The sequence below is a fragment of the Acinetobacter sp. C26M genome, from assembly GCF_023702675.1.
Lineage (GTDB): Bacteria > Pseudomonadota > Gammaproteobacteria > Pseudomonadales > Moraxellaceae > Acinetobacter.
Window position 1 is genome coordinate 1,523,278 of record NZ_CP098478.1, and the last position, 24,037, is coordinate 1,547,314.

Below are 24,037 nucleotides of genomic sequence, written 5' to 3' on the forward strand. Positions count from 1 at the left end.
GCTATCTGGTCTGACCAGTCAGACAATGCAATAAATTGGAGCAGCGATGCAACTCGAAACATTCAATCAGTTGAACTCTGTAGAGGCAAGCCAAGTCTTACAGAACTGTGTGCATATCCCAACTTGGATGTTTGAACTGGTACAGCAACGGCCTTATCAGTTTAAACAACAGCTATACCAAGCTGCACTCGCGCAAGCCCAAACCTGGCAATGGCCTGAAATTTATTCAGCCTTGGCGCAACATCCGCGCATTGGTGAGAAAAAAGCGGCAGCAGTTTTATCTGAAAAAGAACAGCAATTTTCACAGCGTGAGCAAGGGCAAATTCAAACTGATGCGGTACTGCAACTGGCACTCTATCAGGGCAATTTAGATTATGAGCACAAATTTGGGCATATTTTTCTGATCCGTGCTGCTGGTCGCTCAGGGCAACAGATCTTGTCTGAGTTGCAACGACGTTTAGAAAATACAGTAGAGCAGGAGCAAGTCGAAGTGAAGCAGCAATTGAGTGAAATTGCATTACTTCGTTTACAACAGGAGATTCAATAATGGCAGGTATTAGTACACATATTTTAAATGCCGCATTGGGGCAGCCAGCTCGTCAGGTATTGGTGAAATTACGTCAGGAAATCAATCATCAATATATTTTGCTGGATGAGCAATTCACAGATGCAGATGGTCGTATTCCTGCATTCAAAATCGAATCATTTATCCAAGCCAATTATCAGTTAATTTTTGAAGTGGCAGATTATTTTCACACTTTACATGTCGATAGTTTTTATCCGCGTGTGTGTATTGATTTTAAGGTCGCTGATATTCAACAGCACTATCACGTGCCGTTATTAATTAGTCCTTTTTCCTATTCAACTTATCGCGGCAGCTAAAACTTAACAATGTGGACATCATGAACTTAATTTGAGGAATTAACCCATGCAGCAAGACAATATACGTTCAGAATCAAATACAAATACATCCGCAGAACAACAATATTTAGGCATGAGTAAAAATCTGATGTATGGATTACAGCATGTCTTGACCATGTATGGGGGCATTATCGCACCACCTTTAATTATCGGGGCAGCAGCAGGATTGCAAGCTTCTGAAATTGGATTATTGGTTGCAGCCGCGCTATTTGTCGGAGGAATTGCAACGGTCTTGCAAACCATCGGTTTCAAGCATTTTGGCGCAAAACTGCCGATTGTACAGGGGGTGTCATTTGCAGGTGTTGCCACTATTCTCGCGATTGTCAGTACAGGTGGGGGATTGGCATCTGCTTTTGGCGCGGTGATTGTGGCGTCCTTGATTGGCTTATTGCTCACACCATTCTTTGCAAAAATCATTCGGTTTTTCCCGCCAGTGGTGACAGGTTGTGTCATTACCATGATTGGTATTTCGCTAATGCCTGTGGCAATCCGTTGGATTATGGGTGGCAATCCGAAAGCAGAAAACTGGGGTGATCCAGCCAATGTAGGTTTGGCGGTGATGACGTTGGCGATTGTGATTATCTTTAGTATGTTGCGTAGTCAGATGCTCCGTCGTTTGGCAATTCTAGTCGCGATTGTATTGGGAACCATCCTTGCTTATTTTGCTGGCTTTGCAGATTTCTCTAAAGTTACGTCAGGCTCCATATTTGCCTTACCCAGCTTTTTTCACTTCGGTTCTCCTGTATTTGAGTTTTCTGCCATTCTCTCCATGACAATTGTGACCCTGGTGATCATGACAGAAACCACTGCCGATATTATTGCGATTGGTGAAATTGTTGGAACCAAAGTTGATTCCAAACGTATTGGCGATGGTTTGCGCGCGGATATGTTATCGAGTGCTATTTCACCGATTTTTGGGTCATTTATGCAAACTGCTTTTGCCCAAAATGTAGGCTTGGTTGCCATTACAGGAATTAAGAGTCGTTTTGTGGTGGCAACCGCAGGTGGCATTTTAATCATTTTAGGACTATTACCGATTGTGGGACGCTTGGTTGCTTCAATCCCAATGCCAGTATTAGGTGGGGCAGGCATTGTACTGTTTGGTACTGTCGCTGCAAGTGGTATCCGTACTTTAGCAAAAGTGGATTATAACGATCATAAAAATTTGATCATCGTGGCGACTTCACTGGCAATTGGCATGATCCCAATTGTGAATCAGGAGTTTTATGCACAATTTCCAGTCTGGGTAAAAACCTTGTTGCATTCAGGGATTAGCTCAGCCTGTATCACCGCGATTTTACTCAATATCATTTTCAATCATTTGCCATTTAACAAGAAATCTGTGGATGTTGCGACTTTGCCATTAAATTCAGGGCATTGACCAATATCGAATTAGGTGCGGATTTCTAAAAAACCATTTTTTTAATCAACAAAAATTTAAAAGTCGCTTATTCATTTTTGAATAGGTCTAGGGGAGTTTCTGTCTTGAAAAAGCCAAAAACAGGATTTTAAAGACCTAAAGCGATTTTTAGATCTAACTTTCGGGGAAATATTCATGAGAAATCTTAAATTAAATGCAGTGACCTTAAGTATTGCGATGACTGCCACAATGCAAGCATGGGCGGCAGATACCAGCTTAAATGGGCTGTTTAATTTGCAACAAGACTGTCAGACTCGCAATGATTCAGTTGCGGCTATGTCGACAGTATTGAGTTGCGGCAGTGTGCATGGAGCAGTGAAATCAGCCTATTATTCTTTGAATAATGGCTATTTTGTGAATAATTTAAATCAAGATACAGCTGTGATTGGGGGCTATATCAAATATGAGACCGCTCCTTTTTATGGAGTACAGGCAGCTGTTGGTTATGATATTCAGCGTCGTTTAGACGAGAAGAACAAAAATGATGAAGTTTCCGAGTTAAAAGAAGATCGAGATGGTTTAGCCGAAGCTTATCTGACATGGAAAAATGATTTGGCTCGGGTGACTGTGGGTAATCAGCGTTTAAATTTACCTTTTATGGGAGACTACGCAGACCGCCGTGTATTGATGTTTTTATATCAAGCCGCAGATGTGCAGATCGGCAACCAATATGATTTCCTACGTTTGACCAAGGTCAATAAATATAAAAGCTATGCTGAAGATGAGTTTACTAAAAGCTCACGCCAAAATTCAAAAGTTGAAACGGATGGCGTTTGGTCAATTGGTGTAGGGAAACGTTTTGAGTTAGACGCTAATAAAACCCTCAAAACACAACTGTGGTATCAGGACTATGATGACTATCTCGGGTTAATTTATACCCAAGCGGATCTTGGATTTTCACAACTGAAGTACGCTCCTGAGTTTTCACTACAATATATGTCTGGTAAAGATCAGGGCAAGGCATTTGCAGGTGAGATCAACAGTCAGATCTGGGGTGTACAGGCGGCTTTTAAAGTATTGCCTACTACCAGTATGAAGGTCGCCTATAACTATATTAAGCCAAACCAAAACAGCTATCTAAATGGGGCTTTATTAATGCCATACGCTAGCCAAACCTCATCTGGTGAAATCTTTGCACAACCCTTTTTTACCAGTACCCAGGATTTAGGTGCGGGCAATGCACTAATGTTATCCTTAGAGGGGAAAGTATCTGATCAAGTCATTGCAGGCGCACGCTATTCATATATGGATTTAAAAGAAACCGAGAGTGTTGCTAGTCGTAATCAATCCGAATATATGCTGTTCGGTATTTATAATTTCACAGGTGCTTTAAAAGGTTTCAGTGTCAGTAATTTTGCTGGGATTCAGACTTCGCCACGCTATGACAAGAATTTTTTACAAAACCGTTTTGCGTTGAGTTATAAGTTTTGATTGATTGGGCCATTGTAGCTAATGCATACCTCACAAGAGGTGTGCATTTTTTTATGATAAAAAAGCTAAAAAAAGCCCCCTTGATCGGGGGGAGTTAAAAAGATAAATACTTAATCCAGTGGATTACCAATAATATTGCTAATAATCCCTTGCATGATATGTGAGCCTTGTTCCTGATATAGTGATTGATACCATTCTTGGGTCACTTCTGGATCTTTCATATGAGTGATATCACAACGTTTACGTGCTCTGAGTACCATTTCTTTGGATCGATCATTCCGTTTGTTTTGGTAGCGTTTTAAGGCATCATCTAAACCGAAGGTATTGATTTGCAGGGCACGGGCAAGGTAAATCGCATCTTCCATCGCTTGGCAGCCGCCTTGTCCAATGTCTGGCGTGGTGCTATGTGCTGCATCACCTAACAATACCACTCGTCCTCTATAGAAATCCATAAAAGGTTCAATATCATGGATTTCAACACGATTGGTTTTTTGTTGATCTAAACAGTCTATGAGTTTTTGTACAGGCTGACACCAACCCTGAAAATGTGCTTTTAGCTCTTGTTTATAATATTCACGATCATTTGTCAGTCCTGCAGCTAATGGCACATCGAAGAAAAAATAAAAACGATTTTGTGCAACAGGCATCAGTGATACCCGTTTTCCTTCACCAATATAAGTGGTCCATTGCAAAGCAGGGGCAATCTCTTCATCGACTTCAACAAGCCCATTCCAATTCACATAACCTGCATAGCGACGTTCAACTTGATAGCCGAGCACAAATTTTCGAGTGAGAGAGTGTGTACCATCTGCACCAATCAATAGATCGGCTGTAATTTGAGAACCATCCTGAAAATGAATCGTGACATCATCTTGATGAGTTTCAATTTCAGTCATTTTCATGCCGAGTTTGATATCTTCCAAACCAAATTGCCGCATTAATAGTTGTTGTAAATCTGCTCGTGCAATAGGATAGGCACGTTGGCCAACTTCTTTATATAAAGGTGTTAAACTAAATTGGGTCATGGTTTGTTGGCTCAGTCCATCCATATAAGCCAAAGATTCCATTTGTCCACCTAAAGCCTGAATTTGCTCGGTTAATCCCAGATAATTGAGGCACTTGACCCCATTTGACCAAAGTGAAATCGCTGCTCCAACAGGTAATATTTCGGCTGCTTGTTCGTAAATCGTGACCTGATGACCAAATTTTTTTAAAGCGATACCAGCAGTTAAACCGCCCATACCTGCACCTACAATCGCAATATTCATTGTTCAGACCCTAAATATATAAATAAGTTTCTAAACAGTTCTAAGCGAGAAGTGTGCCAATTCTAATAACTGGTTTTACTGGTCATACCAGATGTTTTGCTTTATTAAAAAGCAGAATTAGAAAGGTTGCTTTGATGTGGTTCAAAGCATGGGGCAAAGTGGTGCGTTAATAAAAGTTCAAGTTTTTAGCTAAAACAAATGTAAGATTTTTCTTCAACTAATGTGATTGTGAAAGGTTACCTATGTTTAAAGCACATCATAAATATTTTGCTTCGGTAGAATTTAAAACGATAATTTTTTACCTTACTTTTGAAGGATCAAAAGTAACAAAAATCCTTTGTTTAGCTGATGGTACTTCCCTGATACCACAGCTAAACAGGCGGTATCCATGCCGCCAGTCACGATAGTGAATAGATGCTTATATTCAAATTAAATAAGGGACTTTTTAAACATTCTCATGTCGAGAAAAGTACACACCCGCCCGTTGCGCAGCCCCAATAATATGCGCTTGCATGGCTTTTTCTGCCGCTGCAGCATCTTGTTTAAATAAGGCTTGTAGAATGACTTCATGTTCCTGAATGGTTTTAAATGCCAAATTAGGTTGTAGGAAAGGCAGAATTTGACTCTTTTTGATCCATTCAGTATGCATTTTAAGTGTCTGAATAATAGATTGATTATGGCTTAATAGGATAATGTGCTGATGAAAAGCATAATCAGCTTCAGAAGCTGCTTGCCAATTCTGTTCTTGAATTGCACTAGTGAGTGCTTGATGATGTTGTTCTAAGATAGATTTATCTTGTGCGGTTAAATATTCACAGGCGAGCAGTGCACAAAAGCCTTCCAGTACATAACGTAATTGGTAGAAATCCTTGAGTGAAATTCGATGCTCACCATCCCATTGTTCTGCCGCTTGGCTATGCTGTGAAATAACGTAAACACCTTTACCAGCCTTGATTTCTAACAGACCTAAGGCTGCAAGACGGGTTAATGCTTCACGTAAAGAAGCACGGCTGATTCCTAATTGAAGAGCAAGATCACGTTGTGATGGTAAGGCAGAACCGACTGCATAAGTATTTTGTTGAATGCGTTGATGAATTACTTCCACCGCTTGCTCAGTCACCTGAGATGATTTTCCATTGAGCATCGCTTGTGGACTCATCAACAACGCACCTTAAATATAAAAATAAACAGTTTGATTCTACACAAAATTTATCTTTGTGTTGGTGTTCTTGATTGAAAATCGCTATATTTTTGACAACAGGTCAGACCAGTTGGACTGGATCTTGCATAATAGAATAGAAATGAAATTTTCAGGAATGATCAATGACAGTGCATATTGCTAAAAGCATAGCCTTACCTAACCATTTTCAAAGCCTAACCAATCTTGCGGATGCCAGAATTGGTGCAGGTATCGTGAGTTGTTCCGATGAGTTTTTTGCAGAAGCTGTAAGAATGTTGCAAAGCACACCCGCTCAATTCATCGAAGGAAAATATGATGATCACGGCAAATGGATGGATGGTTGGGAAACACGGCGCAAGCGTGAAGCAGGTTATGACTGGTGTATTGTTCGTTTAGGTGTGACAGGGGTTGTATCAGGATTTGATATTGATACCTCATTCTTTACAGGCAATTATCCAGCATCTGCTTCCATTAAGGGCTGTTATGCGCCAGATGATCAATTGGAAGGTATAACATGGACGACATTATTAGAAAATACCGTTCTATCTCCAGATCAGCATCATTTTTTTGATTGCTCAGCACAGAAAATTACTCATATTCGGATCAATATTTTCCCTGATGGTGGTATCGCCCGTTTACGTGTGTATGGCCGTGTGGTGCTCGAAAATATTGATACAACTCAGCAGATGGATTTAATTGGTTTAAAAAATGGCGGGCGTATTGTGGCCTTTAGTGATGCGCATTTCGGCCATCCGAATAATTTGCTTAGTCCTCATCGCGGTTTAAACATGGGCGATGGTTGGGAGACAAAACGCCGCCGTGCACCAGGCTTTGATTGGTGCATTATTGCTTTAGGACAAACAGGGCAGATTGAAAAAATTGAAGTGGATACTGCTTACTTTAAAGGCAATTTTCCTGCATTTTGTTCGATTCAAGCCGCTTATGTTGAAGATGCAACCGATGCGCAGCTTATTCCACAGAGTATGTTCTGGCCCTTTTTATTGGAGCAGCAGCCTTTGACCATGGACAATATTCATGAGTATGTTGCGGAAGTACTTCAACATCAAAAAGTGAATTATATCCGTGTCAATATGATTCCTGATGGTGGGATTAGTCGGATTCGTTTATGGGGGAAAGTGGTTAAGTAATTTCTCATGAGTGAATAGCCTCATTGTGATTCAATGGGGCTGATAAGAAATGGAAGAGAATAAACATATGCATGAAAAAAATATTGAAATTCGACCTTTAACTCAAGATAGCTTTGCACCATTTGGCGATGTGATTGAAAAGTGTGGCAAAGACTTTATCCCAATTAATCAGGGGCTCACTGAACGTTATCATGCGCTTTCTTTGGCACAGATTTCAGGAGATCAGGCCGCAGTTGGGATGAGTATTTTTCATAATCTGTTTGCAACATCGGTTCCATTTCAGATTGAGATGCTAGAACGACATCCTCACGGTTCACAGTCCTTTATTCCGCTGCAACAACAGAAATTTATTATTGTTGTGGCACTGCCGTTTGATCAAACACGACCTGATGAGCAGCGAATTTATGCTTTTATCAGCAATGGGCAGCAGGGAATCAGTTACCATCAAGGGGTATGGCACCATCCTTTAATTACCTTAGAGGCAAACAGTGATTTTCTCGTGGTTGATCGGATTGGTGGTGGCAGTAATTGTGATGTCCATCATTTATCTCAACCGTGCTGGATCACTGAGGCTTTAGTGCAGTCAGAGATTGTGAATCTCTGACTGACTTAGTAGTTTTAGTATTTCCCTTTAAAATTCGCACTAATTCGTTGTTTTAAATATTCTTTGGCTGTGATTGCTGGATATTTCTGTTGTGGACTTTCAATCAGCACATCTTCATTGGCTTGACAGAAGAACGCCAGACTATAACGAGCCCCTTGATACTCATTGGCTTCTGGATTTTTGACACGATGGAAATTAGAAGGTAATTGATCATCACTCCAACGCATCAGCATATCGCCAATATTACAGGTGATTACATCATCACGTGGTTCGATACTGGTCCATTGTTGTTGTTCCATATCCTTACCAGGGCAAACTTGCAGACCACCTTGACCTTTACGTTGGAACAATAAGGTCAAACAATCAAAATCGGTATGTGCACCTGCACGCCATAGGCCTAATTGATCTTTTAAAGTAGGATCAATGGCATAGTAGTGCAACATTCTTAAGGTACTTTGATAGCTTTCTTGTTCAGGATCATGGGCAAGGCTAAAGAAATTATCTGTAAAGCCCAGTTTATAGGCAAAACAAGAGAGTATTTTCATACCGACTTGCCAACAGGCATGTTCAAACTCCAGCATAGTATTTTTAAAGTCAGGCAGCTCTTGTTCGGTCGGATAAAGCCCCTCCATTCGTGGGCGGGTAATTTGATAGGATTCTTTTTGGTCTGGGGTACTGGTCGATGGACGAACCTGAGCTTTACTTTCCCAGCCTGCATTTCGATTAAGTGGGTAGCGTGCTTTGACAGGTTCAGGCAGAGAAAAAAACTGTTGTGTCATGTCAAATGCAGTTTGGATTTGCTCAATTGGGATACCATGATGCGAGACTTGAAAAAAGCCAATATCAGTTGCAGCGGCCCAAAGCTGCTCGGCTATTTCATACTTACGTTGTTCGAAGTCAGATAAATCAATCACCCGAACTTCGCGTTCAAAGGTTTCTTGACCCAAAGCTCCCATACGAGCTTCTTTTTGTAGTTCTTCTAAGCTGTAGTCATTTTCAGCTAATGCAGTCACGTTGGCGCTATTCATATTTTCAACCTCATCTTTTGGATAAACCGTGACCCAATCAAATAGATTGAAAGAGACGGGGTCACATTCAAAAAAGAGCTGCACTTGTTCCATAAGAGAAAGCTTTATAAAAAAGTGAGCTGATTTCTGAGCAATGACCCACACAGCAGTTGATGTAACTGACTATGCTGAACGCTTCTACTCTGACATAAAGTCATAAGCATTTTTTATACCAGTTTATAGATGAATGAAAATGAACGAATACACAGATAAATTCTAAGGTTCACAAATAGTTTTCTTGCTATCAGCGTACAAATGATTCATTTCTGCGCATAAGTTTGTTTTAAAACAGTGCACTTAATATTCGATTTTATTTTTGATTGCGCACAAAATTGAATAATCGATCTAGATGCTTTAGCTAAGAACGAGTAAAAATAAATCCAACCTAGATTTTGCCGATAAAAAATATGATGAAATCAATCTTGGCACAGAGCTTGCTAAATCATTACTGAGTATAAGCGGTCAGTGTGTTGCGAACACACGGGACATTGCTCTACAGCGTTTGCTGTTCCTCTTTTGGGGACAAAGCCAATTGATTTGGTTTTGAGAGAAATGTGTAACTTATACATTGATTAAACCCCTAAAAAGAATAGCAAGATGAATCCATACAGATTTAGGGGTCTTACTTATGAATATTCAGCACTATGTAGGCAAAGGGCGACGTACTGTTATCGCAAGCACGTTATTGGGTTTAGGAATACTTCTTAGTTCAACCAGTGATGCAGCCGATAAACTTGTTTTACAAACCACATGGTTTGCACAAGCCGAGCAAGGGGGATATTACCAAGCACTGGCACAAGGAATTTATAAAAAATACGGACTCGATGTCGATATTAAAATTGGTGGGCCACAGGTCAATAATATGACCTTATTATTATCAAAACGTGCCGATATTATTATTAATTATGACCTACAGGTTCTAAAAGGCATCGAAAGCAACTTTCCCATCAAAGCGGTGGCAGCTCCATTCCAGTTTGATCCACAAGGTGTTTTAACCCACAGCGATGTAAAGTCTTTGGCCGATCTCAAAGGTAAAACCATTCTGGTCTCGACCAGCGGACAAGCAAGCTGGTGGCCTTGGTTAAAAGGCAAATATAAATTAGATGCTGCACAGGCACGCCCTTATACCTTCAATATGCAGCCATTCTTAGCAGGCAAAAATGTCGTCCAGCAAGCCTATGCCACCTCAGAAGTCTTTCAGGCGAAAAAAGCTGAGCCATCGAGCAATTTCTTTCTATTTGCTGATGCGGGTTACCCTGCTTATGGCGGCATTTTAGTCACACGTAATGATGTCATTCAAAATAAACCTGATGTGCTGCGCCGTTTTGTCCAAGCGTCGATGGAGGGATGGAAAAACTATTTGGCTGATCCACGCTTGGGCAATAGCATCATTAAAAAAGAAAACCCGAATATGAATGATGAATTGCTGACTTTTGCAGTGGGGCAAATGCGAAAATTGAAATTGATTGATGGTGGTGATGCCAAGACCCAAGGCATTGGTGTTATGACGGATGCGCGTTGGAAAGCAACGCGAGATTTTATGGTGAACGCAGGCTTACTCAAAGCTCAAACCAATTGGAAAACCGCTTATACCACGCAGTTTGTTAAAGCTAGCAAATAATCATAGCTCTAAATCATAGTTGAAGGGTTAACAAAATAGCGCATTTGCATCAAGGGGAAACCACATGAATTCTGCTTTATCAATTGAGATACCAATACAAGAATCTTCGAACTTTATTACGCCAATGATCATGGCCAGAGGGGTTGAAAAAACCTATCCCAATGGCACCAATGCCTTACAACGACTGGATTTAAATATTGCACGCGGTGAGATTATTTCATTACTGGGACCATCAGGTTGCGGTAAAAGTACCTTGCTGAAAATGTTTGCCGATCTGGAACAACCTTCTGCTGGGTTAGTACGCTGGAATGGTAAAGCTGATATTCAATCACAATGCAAAATGGCCATGGTGTTTCAGGAAGCCACGCTGATGCCGTGGGCCAATATCGAGGACAATGTACGCTTACCTTTGGATTTGCAGCATATTGCCAAATCAACCAGTACGCCCAAAGTCCAAGCTGCTTTAAAAGCCGTTGGTTTAGAAAAATTCAGCACAGCTTATCCACGTGAACTTTCAGGCGGCATGCAAATGCGTGCCTCATTGGCCAGAGCCTTAGTGACAGAACCTGATCTATTGTTGATGGATGAACCCTTTGGTGCATTAGATGAGTTTAGCCGCCATAAACTGGATAGTGATATTCGTCAATTATGGTCAGAACGAGATCTTACAGTGGTGTTTGTCACACATAGTATTTATGAAGCGGTGTATTTATCTTCGCGCGTCATTGTGATGGGCGCACGGCCAGGGCAGGTGGTGGCGGATCTGAAGATTAAAGGACCATACCAACGTGATGAGTCTTTCCGAAGCTCAGACATCTTTATTCAACAATGTTCGCATCTATCGCAATTATTGGTTGAAGCGAGTGGAGGGCATGCTCATGATTAAACCATTGCTACAACATCCAACGATACAACGTATTGCCGCGCCATTGGGACTCGGTTTGATCTTCCTGCTGTTTTGGCAACTGAGTTTTCAACAACTGGGAGTCCCTGTGTATGTCGTGCCGAAGCCCAGTGATATTGTGATGGCGCTGATTAATCAGTCCAATGTGTTATTCGGTAGTTTATGGGTAACTTTAAAGATCACCTTATTGGCTTTCGCTTGCGCTGTGATGATTGGCACATTAGTGGCCTTTGTGTTTGTACAAAGTCGTGTGGTTGAAGCTTGTTTTATGCCTTATGCCATTTTGTTTCAGGTCACACCGATTGTTGCAATCGCACCCTTAGTCATCATCTGGATTCAAAATACAACCTTGGCTTTAGTGGTCTGTGCCATGTTAGTCGCAGTTTTTCCAATACTGACCAATACTACTCTAGGTCTACGTAGTGTTAATAAAGGTTTGCTCAATCTTTTCCAAATCAATAAAGCCAGTCGTTGGCAGATTCTGATGCGCTTACGCGTACCGAATGCTTTGCCTTATTTCTTTGGTGGTTTACGTATTTCTTGCGGTCTGGCACTGATTGGTGCTGTGGTTTCTGAGTTCGTTGCAGGCGCGGGTGGCACTAGTGCGGGCTTGGCTTATCAAATCTTACAAGCAGGTTTTCAGTTGGATTTACCGTTGATGTTTGCTGCACTATTCCTAATTACCTGCACGGGTTTGGGCTTATTTGTCGTGATGTCTTTATTAAGCCAGTTCTTTTTAAGTAAATGGCATGAGAGTGAGCAAGTATGAGTTCAGTACCTTTAAATAATAGCTATTTAATTCAAAATGCCCATGCCATTTTGACAGGTTTAACTGGAGATGCAGCACGTTGTTCATGCACTGATATCCGCATCCTATCAGGTAAAATTACTGAAATAGGGCGGTTAAGTGCTCAGCCGAATGAACAGGTGATTAATGCCAAAGATTGTGTGATTTACCCAGCATGGGTAAATACCCATCACCATTTATTTCAGTCTTTATTAAAGGGTGAGCCACAAGGTTTGAATCAAAACTTGACCTCGTGGCTTGCCAGTACACCATATCGGTTTCGTGGTGCATTTGATGAAGCGACTTTTAGGATTGCAGTACGTATTGGCTTAATTGAATTATTACGTTCAGGTTGCGCAACGGTGGCAGATCATCATTATTTATATTGGCCACAGATGCCTTTTGATGGTGCAGCAATTTTATTTGATGAAGCTGAAAAATTGGGTATGCGCTTTGTGCTGTGTCGTGGCGGTGCAACCTTAACGCGTGGTTTGGAAAGTGAGTTGCCACAAGCCTTGCGTCCTGAGAAATTTGAAGATTATATGGTGGATATTGAGCGTCTGGTGCAGCAATATCATCAGCCAGATTCAGATGCATTCCGAAAAATCGTGATGGCACCGACTTCAACCTTGCATTCGACCACAGCGCAGCAATTACGCGAAAGTGCCAGAATCGCCAGACAATTGGGGATTCGGATGCATAGTCATTTATCCGAAACAGTGGATTATCTGGATGCAGCTAGAGCCAAGTTTGGTATGACCCCAGTCCAGTTTTGTGCCGAGCAGGATTGGATTGGTAATGATGTCTGGTTTGCTCATCTGGTGAAATTACTACCCGAAGAAATTCGGTTGTTGGGTCAAACTCAAACAGGTATTGCGCATTGTCCTCAGAGTAATGCTCGTTTGGGCAGTGGCATTGCCGATCTTGTTGCTTTGGAACAGGCAGGCATGACCATTTCGATTGGGGTAGATGGTGCGGGTTCCAATGAAGCTGCAGATATGTTGTCTGAGACTCATGCCGCTTGGTTATTACAACGTGCCAGAAAGGGGATGTTGGCGACACCACAATATGAGGGAGGACAATTTGAAGGTGGTGCAGATGCTGCCAGTATTGAGGATGTGATCCGTTGGGGAACAGTGGGTGGGGCCAAGATTTTAGGGCTTGATCAAGTCGGCACAATTGAAGTCGGGCAACAGGCTGACTTGGTCATTTATCAGTTAGATGATCCTCGTTATTTTGGCTTGCATGATATGGCGATTGGACCTGTGGCAAGTGGTGGACGAGCGCATATCAAGGCCATGTTTATAGCAGGGAAAATGGTGATGGAAAATGATCAGCTTCCTGATCTGGATATGATGGAGTTGGCTTGGCAAGCTAAGCAAGCGGTGAAGTTGTTACAACAGCGGAGTATGGATATGGCGAAAATAGCCTAAGCTAAAAGAATGGATTACCTCATGACGGTGGATAGCGCTCTTTCTTAAATAGTGACTATCCAAGAGTTAAAATGAGCGTGTTTATATTCTAGCTAAAAATTCGGTTGCATTTCCGCCTTCACATTTCCAATTTACAAATACACCAATAAGTGAGCAATTTGTACAGAGACAGCCTATGTAATACCAGCGGACATCATTTGATCCATCATAAAGTGCAACTGCAGATTCCAGCTCAAATTTTTGATTGTCACAAATACAAAGATGTTCTTCTAGCTTGGCATTCTCAATATATTCAGCACTATCTCCCATCAAATGTGAATGGTTACATTGAGTACAGATCCGTTTAGCAACTCCTTCATTTTCGTCACTTTCTAAACAGAAAATATGGCTTCCACATCGACAGAAACTTGATGCAAATTCTTTTGCTTCATAACCATTTAGGCGACTAAAACGAGTCATTTCTAAGCGCAAGTCGTCTCGATTTTGACCATACCAATATTTTCCTTTTTGATATAAGGACACGAAACACCTCTAGTTCATTATTAAAAAACATTATTTTTTATCTGTTAAGCTTTATTTTTTTCAGAGAGTTCTTGGTTACTATTTTATTGCTACCTTTCAGCTAATGTATTGGGGTCGACCATCCATGACCCACTTACGATACCTTTCATCAATATGGCTTGCCAATTTGTCGTAATTTTCCCAGGTATCAGCGACTCTATACACGTTGTGAGTATCTACTGAAAAGCTAAGCAAGTAGTCATCAATATATCGACTATCATTATTTAATCCTTCGTAATATGCCAAAGCAAAAGCATTACCTTCTTCGGTAAAATCATTGTCAGTGAGCTTTTCATCAAGTTCATCAATTAGAAAATGTGCTCCTGTAATTTGTCTTGTCTTTAAATGCTCAATGGCATCTTGTGAATCTTCCATTAATTCTTCACTAGCAAAGTTGTGAAAAAGCATCCATGTTAAAAACATTCCAATATGGGTTGCTCCTGCCTCTTGTGGAAGATCAGTAGGGAAGTCACCACCATAATGCCAAGAAGCATCATCGTATTTCATGATTTATATCTCCAAAAACTACATCATTACTCACCATTCAAATAATGACACTGATTTAAATTTTAGTTTTATTGTAGTTAGTTCTTTTTCATTTGAAAATTAAGCGAGGTCTATATAAACGCGTCTTGTCGATTTGCAACTAAATTATAAAATTGCATCAGCTAAAAGATTGGAGAACTCTTCCGAATAACCCATTTTATTTAACAGAATGGGCTATTTAGATTGAGTTGAGTGTTTTACCAGTTTTTACAGGTTAGATAAGGCATTCACATTTGGCTAATTTTGTTTACGATCAACGGTATAATGTAATTCGACCATACCTTCACCCATTTGATGAACAGAGATTAATTTAAGTGCTGGTGCTAATACGCTTCGAGGAAATAGTGCTTTTCCTTTCCCAAGGGTGACTGAACCAATTTGTATAATGAGTTCATCAAGTAAATTGGCATCATAGAACTGACCAGCCAATTCTCCACCACCTACAATCCAGATATTCTTATCCTCAATGATGGATTGTATTTCAGCATAAACTGGAGCTATTTCTCCTTGCACAAAATGGATATCTGCTCCTTCAATTAAGGGCAGTTTACGGCTGGAAAATACCCAAGTTGGCTGAGTATAGGGCCAAGAGGAACCTGTTTCGGCAGCAACTTGCTCTGCGTTATTCAATATCCATTCATAAGTTGCCGATCCCATCACCAAAGCACCAACATTTGCAATAAACGTGGGATAACTTGAGTTATCTAGTTCGCCTAATGCAAATAGCCATTCTAAAGAATCGTCTTCGGTCGCAATAAATCCGTCTAGTGTACTCGCTGCAAAATATTGTACTTTCATCCCATCATCTCCTTATTCTAAAGGAGTAGCTTAAAGCTTATTTTCTTTGGATAAATTGTTTAAATCGGATATACGACACATTATGACGCTTTAATAAACCTAAGCTTGAAAAGGATGATGTGTATACCAATGCTCAGCAATCTGCTGACGCGTGCAAATCCAGACCCGATCATGATTTTGTACATAGTCTAGGAAACGTTGTAATGCCTTAAAGCGGGCAGGACGTCCTAAAATTCGGCAATGCATACCAATCGAAAGCATCTTGGGTGAGGTTGCTCCCTCTGTATAGAGGACATCAAAAGCATCTTTTAAATATTCAAAAAAATCTTCACTACGATTAAAACCCGTAGGAGAAGCAAATTTCATATCATTGGTATCAAGTGTATAGGGAATAATTAAATGCGGACGAGTTGCACCCGCTGCATTGCGGAGTGATGTCCAAAAAGGTAAGTCATCACCGTAATAATCGCTGTCATATTGCACCTGATCATATTCCGCCAATAATTGACGGGTATTGGGGCTATCTCGGCCTGTGTACCAACCTGTCGGCATTTCACCAAACAAATCTTTAAGAATGTGCATGGCTTCAGCCATATGCTGCTTTTCTGTTTCAAGATCCATATTTTGATAATGAATCCAGCGCAAGCCATGCGAGACTACATCATAGTTATTGTTTTTGATCGCTTCGACCACCAATGGATTCCGTTGCAACGCCATCGCTACAGCAAAAATGGTCATAGGCAATTTGCGTTTGGCAAATTCCTGCTGAATGCGCCAGAAACCGACCCGTGAGCCATATTCATAAATTGAGTCCATTGAAAGATGTCGTGCAGGATAACTTTCTGCACCACTGATTTCAGACAAAAACTGTTCCGACCCTTCATCACCATGCAGAATATTTTTTTCACCACCTTCTTCATAATTCAGCACAAACTGCACTGCGATTTTTGCTTGATTGGGCCATTGGGCATGTGGTGGTTGATCGGCATAACCGACCATATCGCGTGGATAATCTGCTGTTAAATGAGTGTCTGTATTGGACCAAACCATAGCAATGCCTGAATCGTGAAAAAGGTGAATCTTCACATCAACTTACCCGATTAAAACTTTGGGTGTCAAATACTATATTGATTTAAATCAATGGTTTGTGTGTTTTATTTTGGTGCGAAAATATAGTTTTATTGATGAATATTCTTTAGCATGCGCGATTTTAGTGCCTCCATCTCTGCAATGATTTGATTCATCATGATTTGCGCAATCCGAGAAAGTTGTCGTTTTGGTGCAACACAAAGTGCAACTGTAATCGGGTGTAGGCCATGGTCATTGATCGCTCTAAATTCAAATTCAGCATTTTCAATATAAGGGGCTGCATCCAGATAACTCATGATGCTGATGCCTAGGTTTTGCCTGAGCAATGAAATCATCATATGGATATCATTGCATTCGATGGTATGGCGTGGGTGAAAGTCCTGTTTTTTATATAAGGCGGTGACATGGTCATGAATAACCAAAGGCTCGGCAGGAATAATATGATTGAATTCCAGCGTATCGGAGAAGTAGATTTTTTCTTTATCGGCTAAAGGGTGCTGTTTAGGAATCACGAAACCTAAGGGCATTTCAATAAAGGCGCTGATCTGCAATTGATGCTGATGTTTGGGATTCAGAATCAAGCCAAAGTCGAGTTCAGCATTGATCACCAAATCAGCGATGCGATCACTGTCCAAGACACGAACCTTAAAATTAATCCATGGATATTGCTGAACTATAGACTGCATCACGGCACTGACAAAGCTTTCACTGAGTGCTGCAATCATCCCAAAATCAATCGAACCGCGTTGTATACCTTGGATTTCATTTAAGCGTTTTTGCGTGATTTGAAACTCTTTTTGCCAGTTGCGTAGATCGGCATAAAGTAATTCACCAGCCAAAGTCAGCTTGAGTCCACTGGGCAAACGTTCAAATAAAGCAACACCGAGTTCTTCTTCTGCCAAAACGATCTGCCGATGTACCGCTGAGACAGAAATAAACAGTTGGTCGGCCGCTTTTCTTAAACTGCCTGTTTTGGCAACGGCAATAAAATAATCGGCAAAACGTGAAAATGGCAGCGCCATTGCAAACTCACTTGAGATAAAGCAGATTGTAATACAAAAGCAATTTTAGTGCCTAGACTGTTCTAATTTTTAGAATGATGCATATAAATCATTCTAATAGACGAGAATATTGATCTATTCCACACTGCTCTTGAAGAGAAAAATCTTAAAAATGAGCACAGGATATGAACGCAATTCCATTCATCAATCTTCCAAATAAGCCATGTCATAGCCAATTTGATGATCAGGATTGGCAGATTCTTGCACAACATTGGTATCCCGTTGCACGTATCGAAGATGTGAGCAGTAAACCGCAGCAAGTCACCTTATTGGATATGAATCTGGCGCTATATAAGACTGAAACAGGGCAGATTCATTTAGCTCGGGATATTTGCCCGCATCGCGGTGTGCCTTTGAGTAAAGGCTGGGTTGAGGGAGACACTTTGATTTGTCCGTATCATGGCTTACATTTTAATGAAGATGGCAAATGCACAAAAATCCCAGCTCAACCTGATTTAACTAAAATCTCAGAGCGCTTTTCGCTGACTAAGTTTCCCGTGGTTTTAAAATATGGATTGGTCTGGACCAGTATTCTCGGCAGAGATGAAAGTTTGGCGAATTTTCCCGTGTTAGATACATGGGAGAGTGCGGCACATCAAGCCATCTTGCCGCCTTTTGTGGATATTGCTGGTTCAAGTGGTCGTCAACTGGAAGGTTTTATTGATGTCGCACACTTTGCTTGGGTGCATCATCAGGCCTTTGCCGATCGAGATAATCCTGTCGTACCTAAATATTCGACTGAACGTACCGATTATGGCTTGCATACAAACTACACCAGTAATGTCAGCAACTATCCGCATGGCATGCAGCATTTAGCGCCTGTGGGTTTTTTATGGGAACGAATCTTTGATGTTTATCCACCATTTTCAGCAGTGTTAACCATTCACTTTCCGAATGATGGGGTGCTCAAGATTTTAAATGCCTGTTGTCCCATCTCGCATAATAAAACTCGCTTATTTGTACCTTTAACCCGTAATTTCGATACCACGGGTGATTTACAAGCGGTCTATGATTTTAATGCGCAGATTTTTGCCGAAGATCAAGAGATGGTAGAGGCGCAAAAGCCAGAAGAGTTACCTTTAGATATTAGTATGGAAGCACATTTTGAAGCAGACCGTTCTTCGACTATGTATCGTCGTATCTTGGCCGAATGGGGTTTAAGCAAAAGATATACGGTATAGCTTGAATAAATTTTGGATATTTGAGTGCTTAAAAATATGAGCTTTATATTCTACTTGGCTTAAAATATTTATTTGTATAGGCTTGTATATACAATTACGTTAAATTCAATATACAATGCCTTATAGTATTTAGTATGAGTTTTAGCCAATGTCAAGAGCGACAAAGCAAAACGATTTAGATTTGTCCTTAGAAGAAGATAGTCCAGTTCCTTTGTATTTGCGTGTGAAACAGATGATTTCACAAAAGATTTATGAAGGAACATGGACCGTCAATAAAAAAATTCCATCAGAAAGTGAATTGGTCAATTTACTCGGCTGTAGCCGCATGACCGTGAATCGTGCCTTGCGGGAGCTCACCAGTGAAGGTTTGTTGGTGCGTATCCAAGGTGTCGGTTCTTTTGTTGCTGAGGGACAAGGGCGTACTGCTTTATTTCATGTCAATAATATTGCCGAAGAAATCATTGCCCGAAATCATAAACATCATGCCGAAGTCTTGGTGCTGGAACAGATTCAGGCCAATGCTGAACAAAGTATGTTGATGCAGATTCGTGAAGGGCAAAAACTATTTCACTCGATCATTGTGCATTATGAAAATGATGTGCCTGTACAGATTGAAGATCGATTGGTCGATCCGATGTTGATTCCAGATTACTTGGCACAAGACTTTAAAAGCATTACACCGAATGCGTATTTAATGTCGAAAGCACCTGTGACTGAAGGTGAACATGTGGTTACCGCAATTCTTGCATCCGCACAGGAATGTAAATGGCTGAAAATTAACAAGACTGAACCCTGTTTATTGATTCGTCGCAGAACTTGGTCGAATAAACAACTGATTTCCAGTGCACGTCTGATCTATCCAGGCAGCCGTTATTATCTGGAAGGTAAGTTTACCCAATGATTCAACACTTAGACACGGCTGACTATAAACAGATGCTGTGGAAGAATGGTGCAGGTTATACCATTGAGCTTGCTCGAAGTGACGGTGACAGTTTGGATACGTTTGATTGGCGTATCTCTATGGCGGATGTCAAAACTTCGGGTGATTTTTCCAAGTTTAATGGCATGCAACGTATCCTCACGGTATTGGAAGGTGCTGGCATCGTATTGAATATTGACGATGATTCCGAGCATCTGAAAACTTTACAATCTGCTCAATTCAGTGGGGATAGCACGACCAGTTGTAGATTAATCGATGGGCCGATTCGAGACTTTAATCTGATTTATAATCCTGAAAAATGGCGATCCCGCTATCAATGGCTTTTTGAGTCAGCAAGCACTGAGATTTTCAGTTCAGCTGATCTGATTTTTATTTTTAATCAGAGTGTAGAACCATTAGAAATTGAAGTAGATCGGCAGGTTTTTCGTTTAGCGCACCATGAGAGTCTTAAAATAGAGCAGCAAAAAGCATTGAAAAAACTGGTTTTAAAATCACAGCATTTAAAGCTAGCTTGTCTGATCGAACTCACAAAAATCTAATTTTTTGCAAATTTTACAAAACACATATAACCACAGGTTGTATGTGTTTTTTATTACCGATCAAAAAATAAATCCATTTATTTCATTAGCTTGTAATTTTTTTTCATAAAAGGATTGAAAAGCATCTTTTCAATATAAAAGTTTTGTGTAGTATATGGATGTATATACAAGTTAATACATTGCTATACAGTGAAGCAGGTTAATTTGCTGATTCAAACTCAATGGAAGGAGTCCGATTGTGACAACAACGACAACAAAATTTCGTGATGTAGAAATTCGCGCACCACGTGGTACAAAGCTCAATGCAAAAAGCTGGTTAACAGAAGCGCCTTTACGCATGCTGATGAACAACCTTGACCCTGATGTTGCAGAGAATCCAAAAGAGCTTGTTGTTTACGGTGGTATCGGTCGTGCTGCACGTAATTGGGAATGTTTTGACAAGATCGTTGAAACGCTTAAAAACTTAGAAACTGATGAAACCTTGTTGGTTCAATCTGGTAAGCCAGTGGGTGTATTTAAAACCCATAAAGACGCACCGCGTGTTTTGATTGCCAACTCGAATCTTGTTCCACATTGGGGGACTTGGGAGCATTTCAATGAATTGGATGCCAAAGGTTTGGCAATGTATGGTCAGATGACGGCGGGTTCTTGGATCTATATTGGTAGCCAAGGCATTGTACAAGGTACCTATGAAACGTTTGTAGAAGCAGGTCGTCAACACTATAACGGTGATTTGACAGGTCGTTGGGTGCTGACTGCTGGTTTAGGTGGTATGGGCGGTGCGCAACCTTTGGCTGCAACATTGGCAGGCGCATGTTCACTCAATATCGAATGCCAACAAAGCAGTATCGATTTCCGTTTACGTACCCGTTATGTCGATGAGCAAGCCATTGATTTAGATGATGCTTTGGCACGTATCGAAAAATATACCAAAGAAGGTAAGGCGGTTTCGATTGCACTACATGGCAATGCAGCAGAAATTTTACCTGAATTGGTTCGTCGCGGTGTACATCCAGATATGGTCACTGACCAAACCAGCGCACATGATCCATTGAATGGCTATTTGCCAATTGGCTGGACATGGGAAGAATACCGTCAGCGCGCTAAAACTGAGCCAGAAGTTGTGGTCAAAGCAGCTAAACAATCGATGGCACAACACGTTCAAGCGATGTTGGATTTCCAAAAAATGGGTGTTCCAACCTTTGACTATGGCAACAACATCCGTCAAATGGCACAAGATGAAGGCGTAGAGAATGCCTTTGATTTCCCTGGCTTCGTTCCTGCTTATATCCGTCCATTGTTCTGTCGTGGCGTTGGTCCATTCCGTTGGGCTGCACTTTCAGGTGATCCAGAAGATATCTATAAGACAGATGCCAAAGTAAAAGAACTCATTCCAGATGATGAACATTTACACCGTTGGTTAGATATGGCGCGTGAACGTATCAGCTTCCAAGGTTTACCAGCGCGTATTTGTTGGGTTGGTTTAGGTTTACGTGCAAAACTCGGTTTGGCATTTAATGAAATGGTTCGTAGTGGTGAACTTTCAGCACCAATCGTAATTGGTCGTGATCACCTAGATTCAGGTTCAGTGTCTAGTCCAAACCGTGAAACAGAATCAATGAAAGATGGTTCAGATGCCGTATCTGACTGGCCGTTATTAAATGCCTTGCTCAATACTGCAGGCGGTGCGACTTGGGTATCACTACATCATGGTGGTGGTGTAGGCATGGGCTTTTCACAACATTCGGGTGTGGTGATTGTATGTGATGGTACAGATGAAGCAGCAGCACGTATTGCACGTGTACTGACCAATGACCCTGCAACAGGGGTGATGCGCCATGCCGATGCGGGTTATGACATCGCGATTGATTGTGCTAAAGAGCAAGGCTTGAACTTGCCGATGATCACACAATAAACAGACATGGACATTACGATGCTTTTTGCAATTGTGCATTGAGCATCGTAAGCGAACAATAGAGTGCAAAACAGGACGCCAATAATGGAACTTCTAATTCAACCCGGCAAACTTAGCTTAGCAGATCTGCGCCACGCTTATTTAAATCCAATCAAAGTGAAACTCGATGACAGCGCTTCTGCTGGCATCAATGCGAGTGTTGCTTGTGTCGAACAAATCGTCAATGAAGGCCGTACTGCTTACGGTATCAATACGGGTTTTGGTTTACTTGCATCAACTAAAATTGCACCAGAAGACTTAGAGCAATTACAGCGTTCTTTGGTGCTGTCACACGCTGCTGGCGTGGGTGAGCCGCTTGATGATGCGATGGTGCGTCTGATTATGTTGCTTAAAGCAAATAGTTTGGCACGTGGCTTTTCAGGTATTCGTCGTAAAGTGATTGATGCCATTCTGGCGTTGATCAATGCAGAAGTTTATCCGCATATTCCATTAAAAGGTTCTGTTGGTGCTTCAGGTGACTTGGCACCACTGGCACATATGTCTTTGGTGTTATTGGGCGAAAGCAAAGCGCGTTATAAAGGTGAGTGGTTACCTGCGGTTGAAGCACTTAAAATCGCGGGTCTAGAGCCAATTTCTTTAGCTGCGAAAGAAGGTTTAGCACTTTTAAACGGGACACAAGTTTCTACAGCATACGCATTACGTGGTTTGTTTGAAGCAGAAGATTTATTTGCTGCTGCAACGGTGTGTGGTGGTTTAAGTGTTGAGGCAATGCTGGGTTCACGCGCACCATTCGATGCACGTATTCATGAAGTTCGCGGTCAACGTGGTCAAATTGATGTTGCTGCTGCATATCGTGATTTATTGACTGAATCGAGTGAAATTTCTCATTCACATGAGGACTGTAGCAAGGTTCAAGACCCATACTCACTTCGTTGCCAACCTCAGGTGATGGGTGCTTGCTTGACTCAAATTCGTCAAGCTGCAGAAGTTTTAGCAATTGAATCAAATGCGGTATCTGATAACCCATTGGTCTTTGCCGCAGAAGGTGATGTGATTTCAGGTGGTAACTTCCACGCTGAACCAGTGGCTATGGCTGCGGACAACATTGCATTGGCGATTGCTGAAATTGGTTCACTGTCAGAACGCCGTATTTCGATGATGATGGACCGTCATATGTCACAGTTGCCACCATTCTTGGTTGCCAATGGTGGAGTCAATTCAGGCTTTATGATTGCTCAAGTAACAGCCGCTGCGTTAGCAAGTGACAATAAAGCACTTGCACATCCTGCCAGTGTTGATAGTTTACCGACCTCTGCAAATCAGGAAGACCATGTTTCCATGGCGCCGAATGCGGGCAAACGTTTGTGGTATATGGCTGACAACGTTCGCGGCATTCTTGCAGTTGAGTGGTTAGGGGCATGTCAGGGTCTTGATTTCCGTGAAGGTTTGAAGAGTTCTCCAAAACTTGAGCGTGCGCGTAAAGTGCTGCGTGACCAAGTGCCTTATTACAGTGAAGATCGTTTCTTTGCGCCAGATATTGAGCAAGCGAGTGAATTGCTTGCAAGTGGCTGCTTGAACGAATTACTCATTCCACAGCTATTACCGAGTTTGTCTGAAGTGTGA

The 24,037-nt window shown here is 41.3% G+C and carries 23 protein-coding genes; 15 read left to right on the forward strand and 8 right to left on the reverse strand.

Features of this window, described 5'->3' with window-relative positions; translation table 11 throughout:
* Positions 1-46: 46 nt before the first annotated feature.
* The 4 genes from uraD (at position 47) to NDN11_RS06860 (ending at position 3,772) form a co-directional block, all read left to right on the forward strand.
* Positions 47-547, forward strand: a complete 501-nt coding sequence (gene uraD / locus NDN11_RS06845) for a 2-oxo-4-hydroxy-4-carboxy-5-ureidoimidazoline decarboxylase (protein ID WP_251111178.1) — start codon at positions 47-49, stop codon at positions 545-547.
* Positions 547-882 carry a hydroxyisourate hydrolase gene (gene uraH, locus NDN11_RS06850; RefSeq protein WP_251111179.1) on the forward strand — a complete coding sequence of 112 codons (336 nt, stop codon included), beginning with the start codon at positions 547-549 and terminating at the stop codon, positions 880-882. Before uraD ends, uraH begins: the two co-directional genes overlap by 1 nt.
* Positions 883-928: 46 nt before the next feature.
* Positions 929-2,302 carry a nucleobase:cation symporter-2 family protein gene (locus NDN11_RS06855; protein WP_251111180.1) on the forward strand — a complete coding sequence of 458 codons (1,374 nt, stop codon included), beginning with the start codon at positions 929-931 and terminating at the stop codon, positions 2,300-2,302.
* Positions 2,303-2,476: 174 nt separating this feature from the next.
* On the forward strand, positions 2,477-3,772 hold the full coding sequence (locus tag NDN11_RS06860; RefSeq protein WP_251111181.1) for an OprD family outer membrane porin: 1,296 nt from the start codon (positions 2,477-2,479) through the stop codon (positions 3,770-3,772).
* Between the two features lie 110 nt (positions 3,773-3,882).
* Here NDN11_RS06860 and hpxO read toward each other — a convergent pair whose 3' ends face one another.
* A complete protein-coding gene (hpxO, locus tag NDN11_RS06865; RefSeq protein WP_251111182.1) occupies positions 3,883-5,040 on the reverse strand; it encodes an FAD-dependent urate hydroxylase HpxO in 1,158 nt (385 codons plus the stop codon).
* A gap of 445 nt (positions 5,041-5,485) precedes the next feature.
* Entirely contained in the window at positions 5,486-6,199 is a 714-nt protein-coding gene (locus NDN11_RS06870; RefSeq protein ID WP_167251391.1) for a FadR/GntR family transcriptional regulator, read from the reverse strand.
* A gap of 164 nt (positions 6,200-6,363) precedes the next feature.
* Between NDN11_RS06870 and alc the strand changes: the two genes are divergently transcribed.
* Both alc and NDN11_RS06880 read left to right on the forward strand, forming a co-directional pair.
* On the forward strand, positions 6,364-7,368 hold the full coding sequence (alc, locus tag NDN11_RS06875; protein ID WP_251111183.1) for an allantoicase: 1,005 nt from the start codon (positions 6,364-6,366) through the stop codon (positions 7,366-7,368).
* 67 nt (positions 7,369-7,435) lie between these two features.
* Complete coding sequence (locus tag NDN11_RS06880; RefSeq protein WP_251111504.1) at positions 7,436-7,972, forward strand: ureidoglycolate lyase; 537 nt, start codon at positions 7,436-7,438, stop codon at positions 7,970-7,972.
* 14 nt (positions 7,973-7,986) lie between these two features.
* Here the strand turns inward: NDN11_RS06880 and NDN11_RS06885 are convergent, their stop codons facing one another.
* Entirely contained in the window at positions 7,987-9,000 is a 1,014-nt protein-coding gene (locus tag NDN11_RS06885) for an isopenicillin N synthase family dioxygenase (protein WP_251111184.1), read from the reverse strand.
* Between the two features lie 667 nt (positions 9,001-9,667).
* Between NDN11_RS06885 and NDN11_RS06890 the strand changes: the two genes are divergently transcribed.
* The 4 genes from NDN11_RS06890 (at position 9,668) to NDN11_RS06905 (ending at position 13,784) form a co-directional block, all read left to right on the forward strand.
* The gene (locus NDN11_RS06890; RefSeq protein WP_167251401.1) at positions 9,668-10,660 is read left to right on the forward strand and encodes an ABC transporter substrate-binding protein; all 993 of its coding nucleotides are present in this window, start codon (positions 9,668-9,670) and stop codon (positions 10,658-10,660) included.
* A gap of 64 nt (positions 10,661-10,724) precedes the next feature.
* A complete protein-coding gene (locus NDN11_RS06895) occupies positions 10,725-11,546 on the forward strand; it encodes an ABC transporter ATP-binding protein (protein ID WP_251111185.1) in 822 nt (273 codons plus the stop codon).
* Positions 11,539-12,333, forward strand: coding sequence for an ABC transporter permease (locus NDN11_RS06900; RefSeq protein ID WP_251111186.1), 795 nt, complete (start codon positions 11,539-11,541; stop codon positions 12,331-12,333). The genes NDN11_RS06895 and NDN11_RS06900 overlap by 8 nt, the downstream gene beginning before the upstream one ends.
* Complete coding sequence (locus NDN11_RS06905) at positions 12,330-13,784, forward strand: amidohydrolase family protein (RefSeq protein ID WP_251111187.1); 1,455 nt, start codon at positions 12,330-12,332, stop codon at positions 13,782-13,784. The genes NDN11_RS06900 and NDN11_RS06905 overlap by 4 nt, the downstream gene beginning before the upstream one ends.
* Positions 13,785-13,865: 81 nt before the next feature.
* Here the strand turns inward: NDN11_RS06905 and NDN11_RS06910 are convergent, their stop codons facing one another.
* From NDN11_RS06910 to NDN11_RS06930, 5 genes are all read right to left on the reverse strand, one after another.
* Complete coding sequence (locus tag NDN11_RS06910) at positions 13,866-14,306, reverse strand: hypothetical protein (RefSeq protein WP_251111188.1); 441 nt, start codon at positions 14,304-14,306, stop codon at positions 13,866-13,868.
* A 96-nt stretch (positions 14,307-14,402) separates the two neighbouring features.
* Positions 14,403-14,852, reverse strand: coding sequence for a DUF7832 domain-containing protein (locus tag NDN11_RS06915; protein ID WP_167251407.1), 450 nt, complete (start codon positions 14,850-14,852; stop codon positions 14,403-14,405).
* A gap of 276 nt (positions 14,853-15,128) precedes the next feature.
* Positions 15,129-15,689 carry a dihydrofolate reductase family protein gene (locus NDN11_RS06920; RefSeq protein WP_251111189.1) on the reverse strand — a complete coding sequence of 187 codons (561 nt, stop codon included), beginning with the start codon at positions 15,687-15,689 and terminating at the stop codon, positions 15,129-15,131.
* 99 nt (positions 15,690-15,788) lie between these two features.
* On the reverse strand, positions 15,789-16,739 hold the full coding sequence (gene puuE, locus NDN11_RS06925) for an allantoinase PuuE (RefSeq protein ID WP_251111190.1): 951 nt from the start codon (positions 16,737-16,739) through the stop codon (positions 15,789-15,791).
* 128 nt (positions 16,740-16,867) lie between these two features.
* On the reverse strand, positions 16,868-17,800 hold the full coding sequence (locus NDN11_RS06930) for a LysR family transcriptional regulator (protein WP_251111191.1): 933 nt from the start codon (positions 17,798-17,800) through the stop codon (positions 16,868-16,870).
* A gap of 164 nt (positions 17,801-17,964) precedes the next feature.
* Here NDN11_RS06930 and NDN11_RS06935 point away from each other — a divergent pair, with 164 nt between their 5' ends.
* The 5 genes from NDN11_RS06935 (at position 17,965) to hutH (ending at position 24,037) form a co-directional block, all read left to right on the forward strand.
* Positions 17,965-19,020 carry a Rieske 2Fe-2S domain-containing protein gene (locus NDN11_RS06935; RefSeq protein ID WP_251111192.1) on the forward strand — a complete coding sequence of 352 codons (1,056 nt, stop codon included), beginning with the start codon at positions 17,965-17,967 and terminating at the stop codon, positions 19,018-19,020.
* 148 nt (positions 19,021-19,168) lie between these two features.
* A complete protein-coding gene (gene hutC, locus NDN11_RS06940) occupies positions 19,169-19,921 on the forward strand; it encodes a histidine utilization transcriptional repressor HutC (RefSeq protein ID WP_004654214.1) in 753 nt (250 codons plus the stop codon).
* Entirely contained in the window at positions 19,918-20,499 is a 582-nt protein-coding gene (locus NDN11_RS06945; protein WP_251111193.1) for a HutD/Ves family protein, read from the forward strand. Before hutC ends, NDN11_RS06945 begins: the two co-directional genes overlap by 4 nt.
* A gap of 238 nt (positions 20,500-20,737) precedes the next feature.
* Complete coding sequence (gene hutU / locus NDN11_RS06950; protein WP_251111194.1) at positions 20,738-22,414, forward strand: urocanate hydratase; 1,677 nt, start codon at positions 20,738-20,740, stop codon at positions 22,412-22,414.
* Between the two features lie 84 nt (positions 22,415-22,498).
* Complete coding sequence (gene hutH, locus NDN11_RS06955) at positions 22,499-24,037, forward strand: histidine ammonia-lyase (protein WP_251111195.1); 1,539 nt, start codon at positions 22,499-22,501, stop codon at positions 24,035-24,037.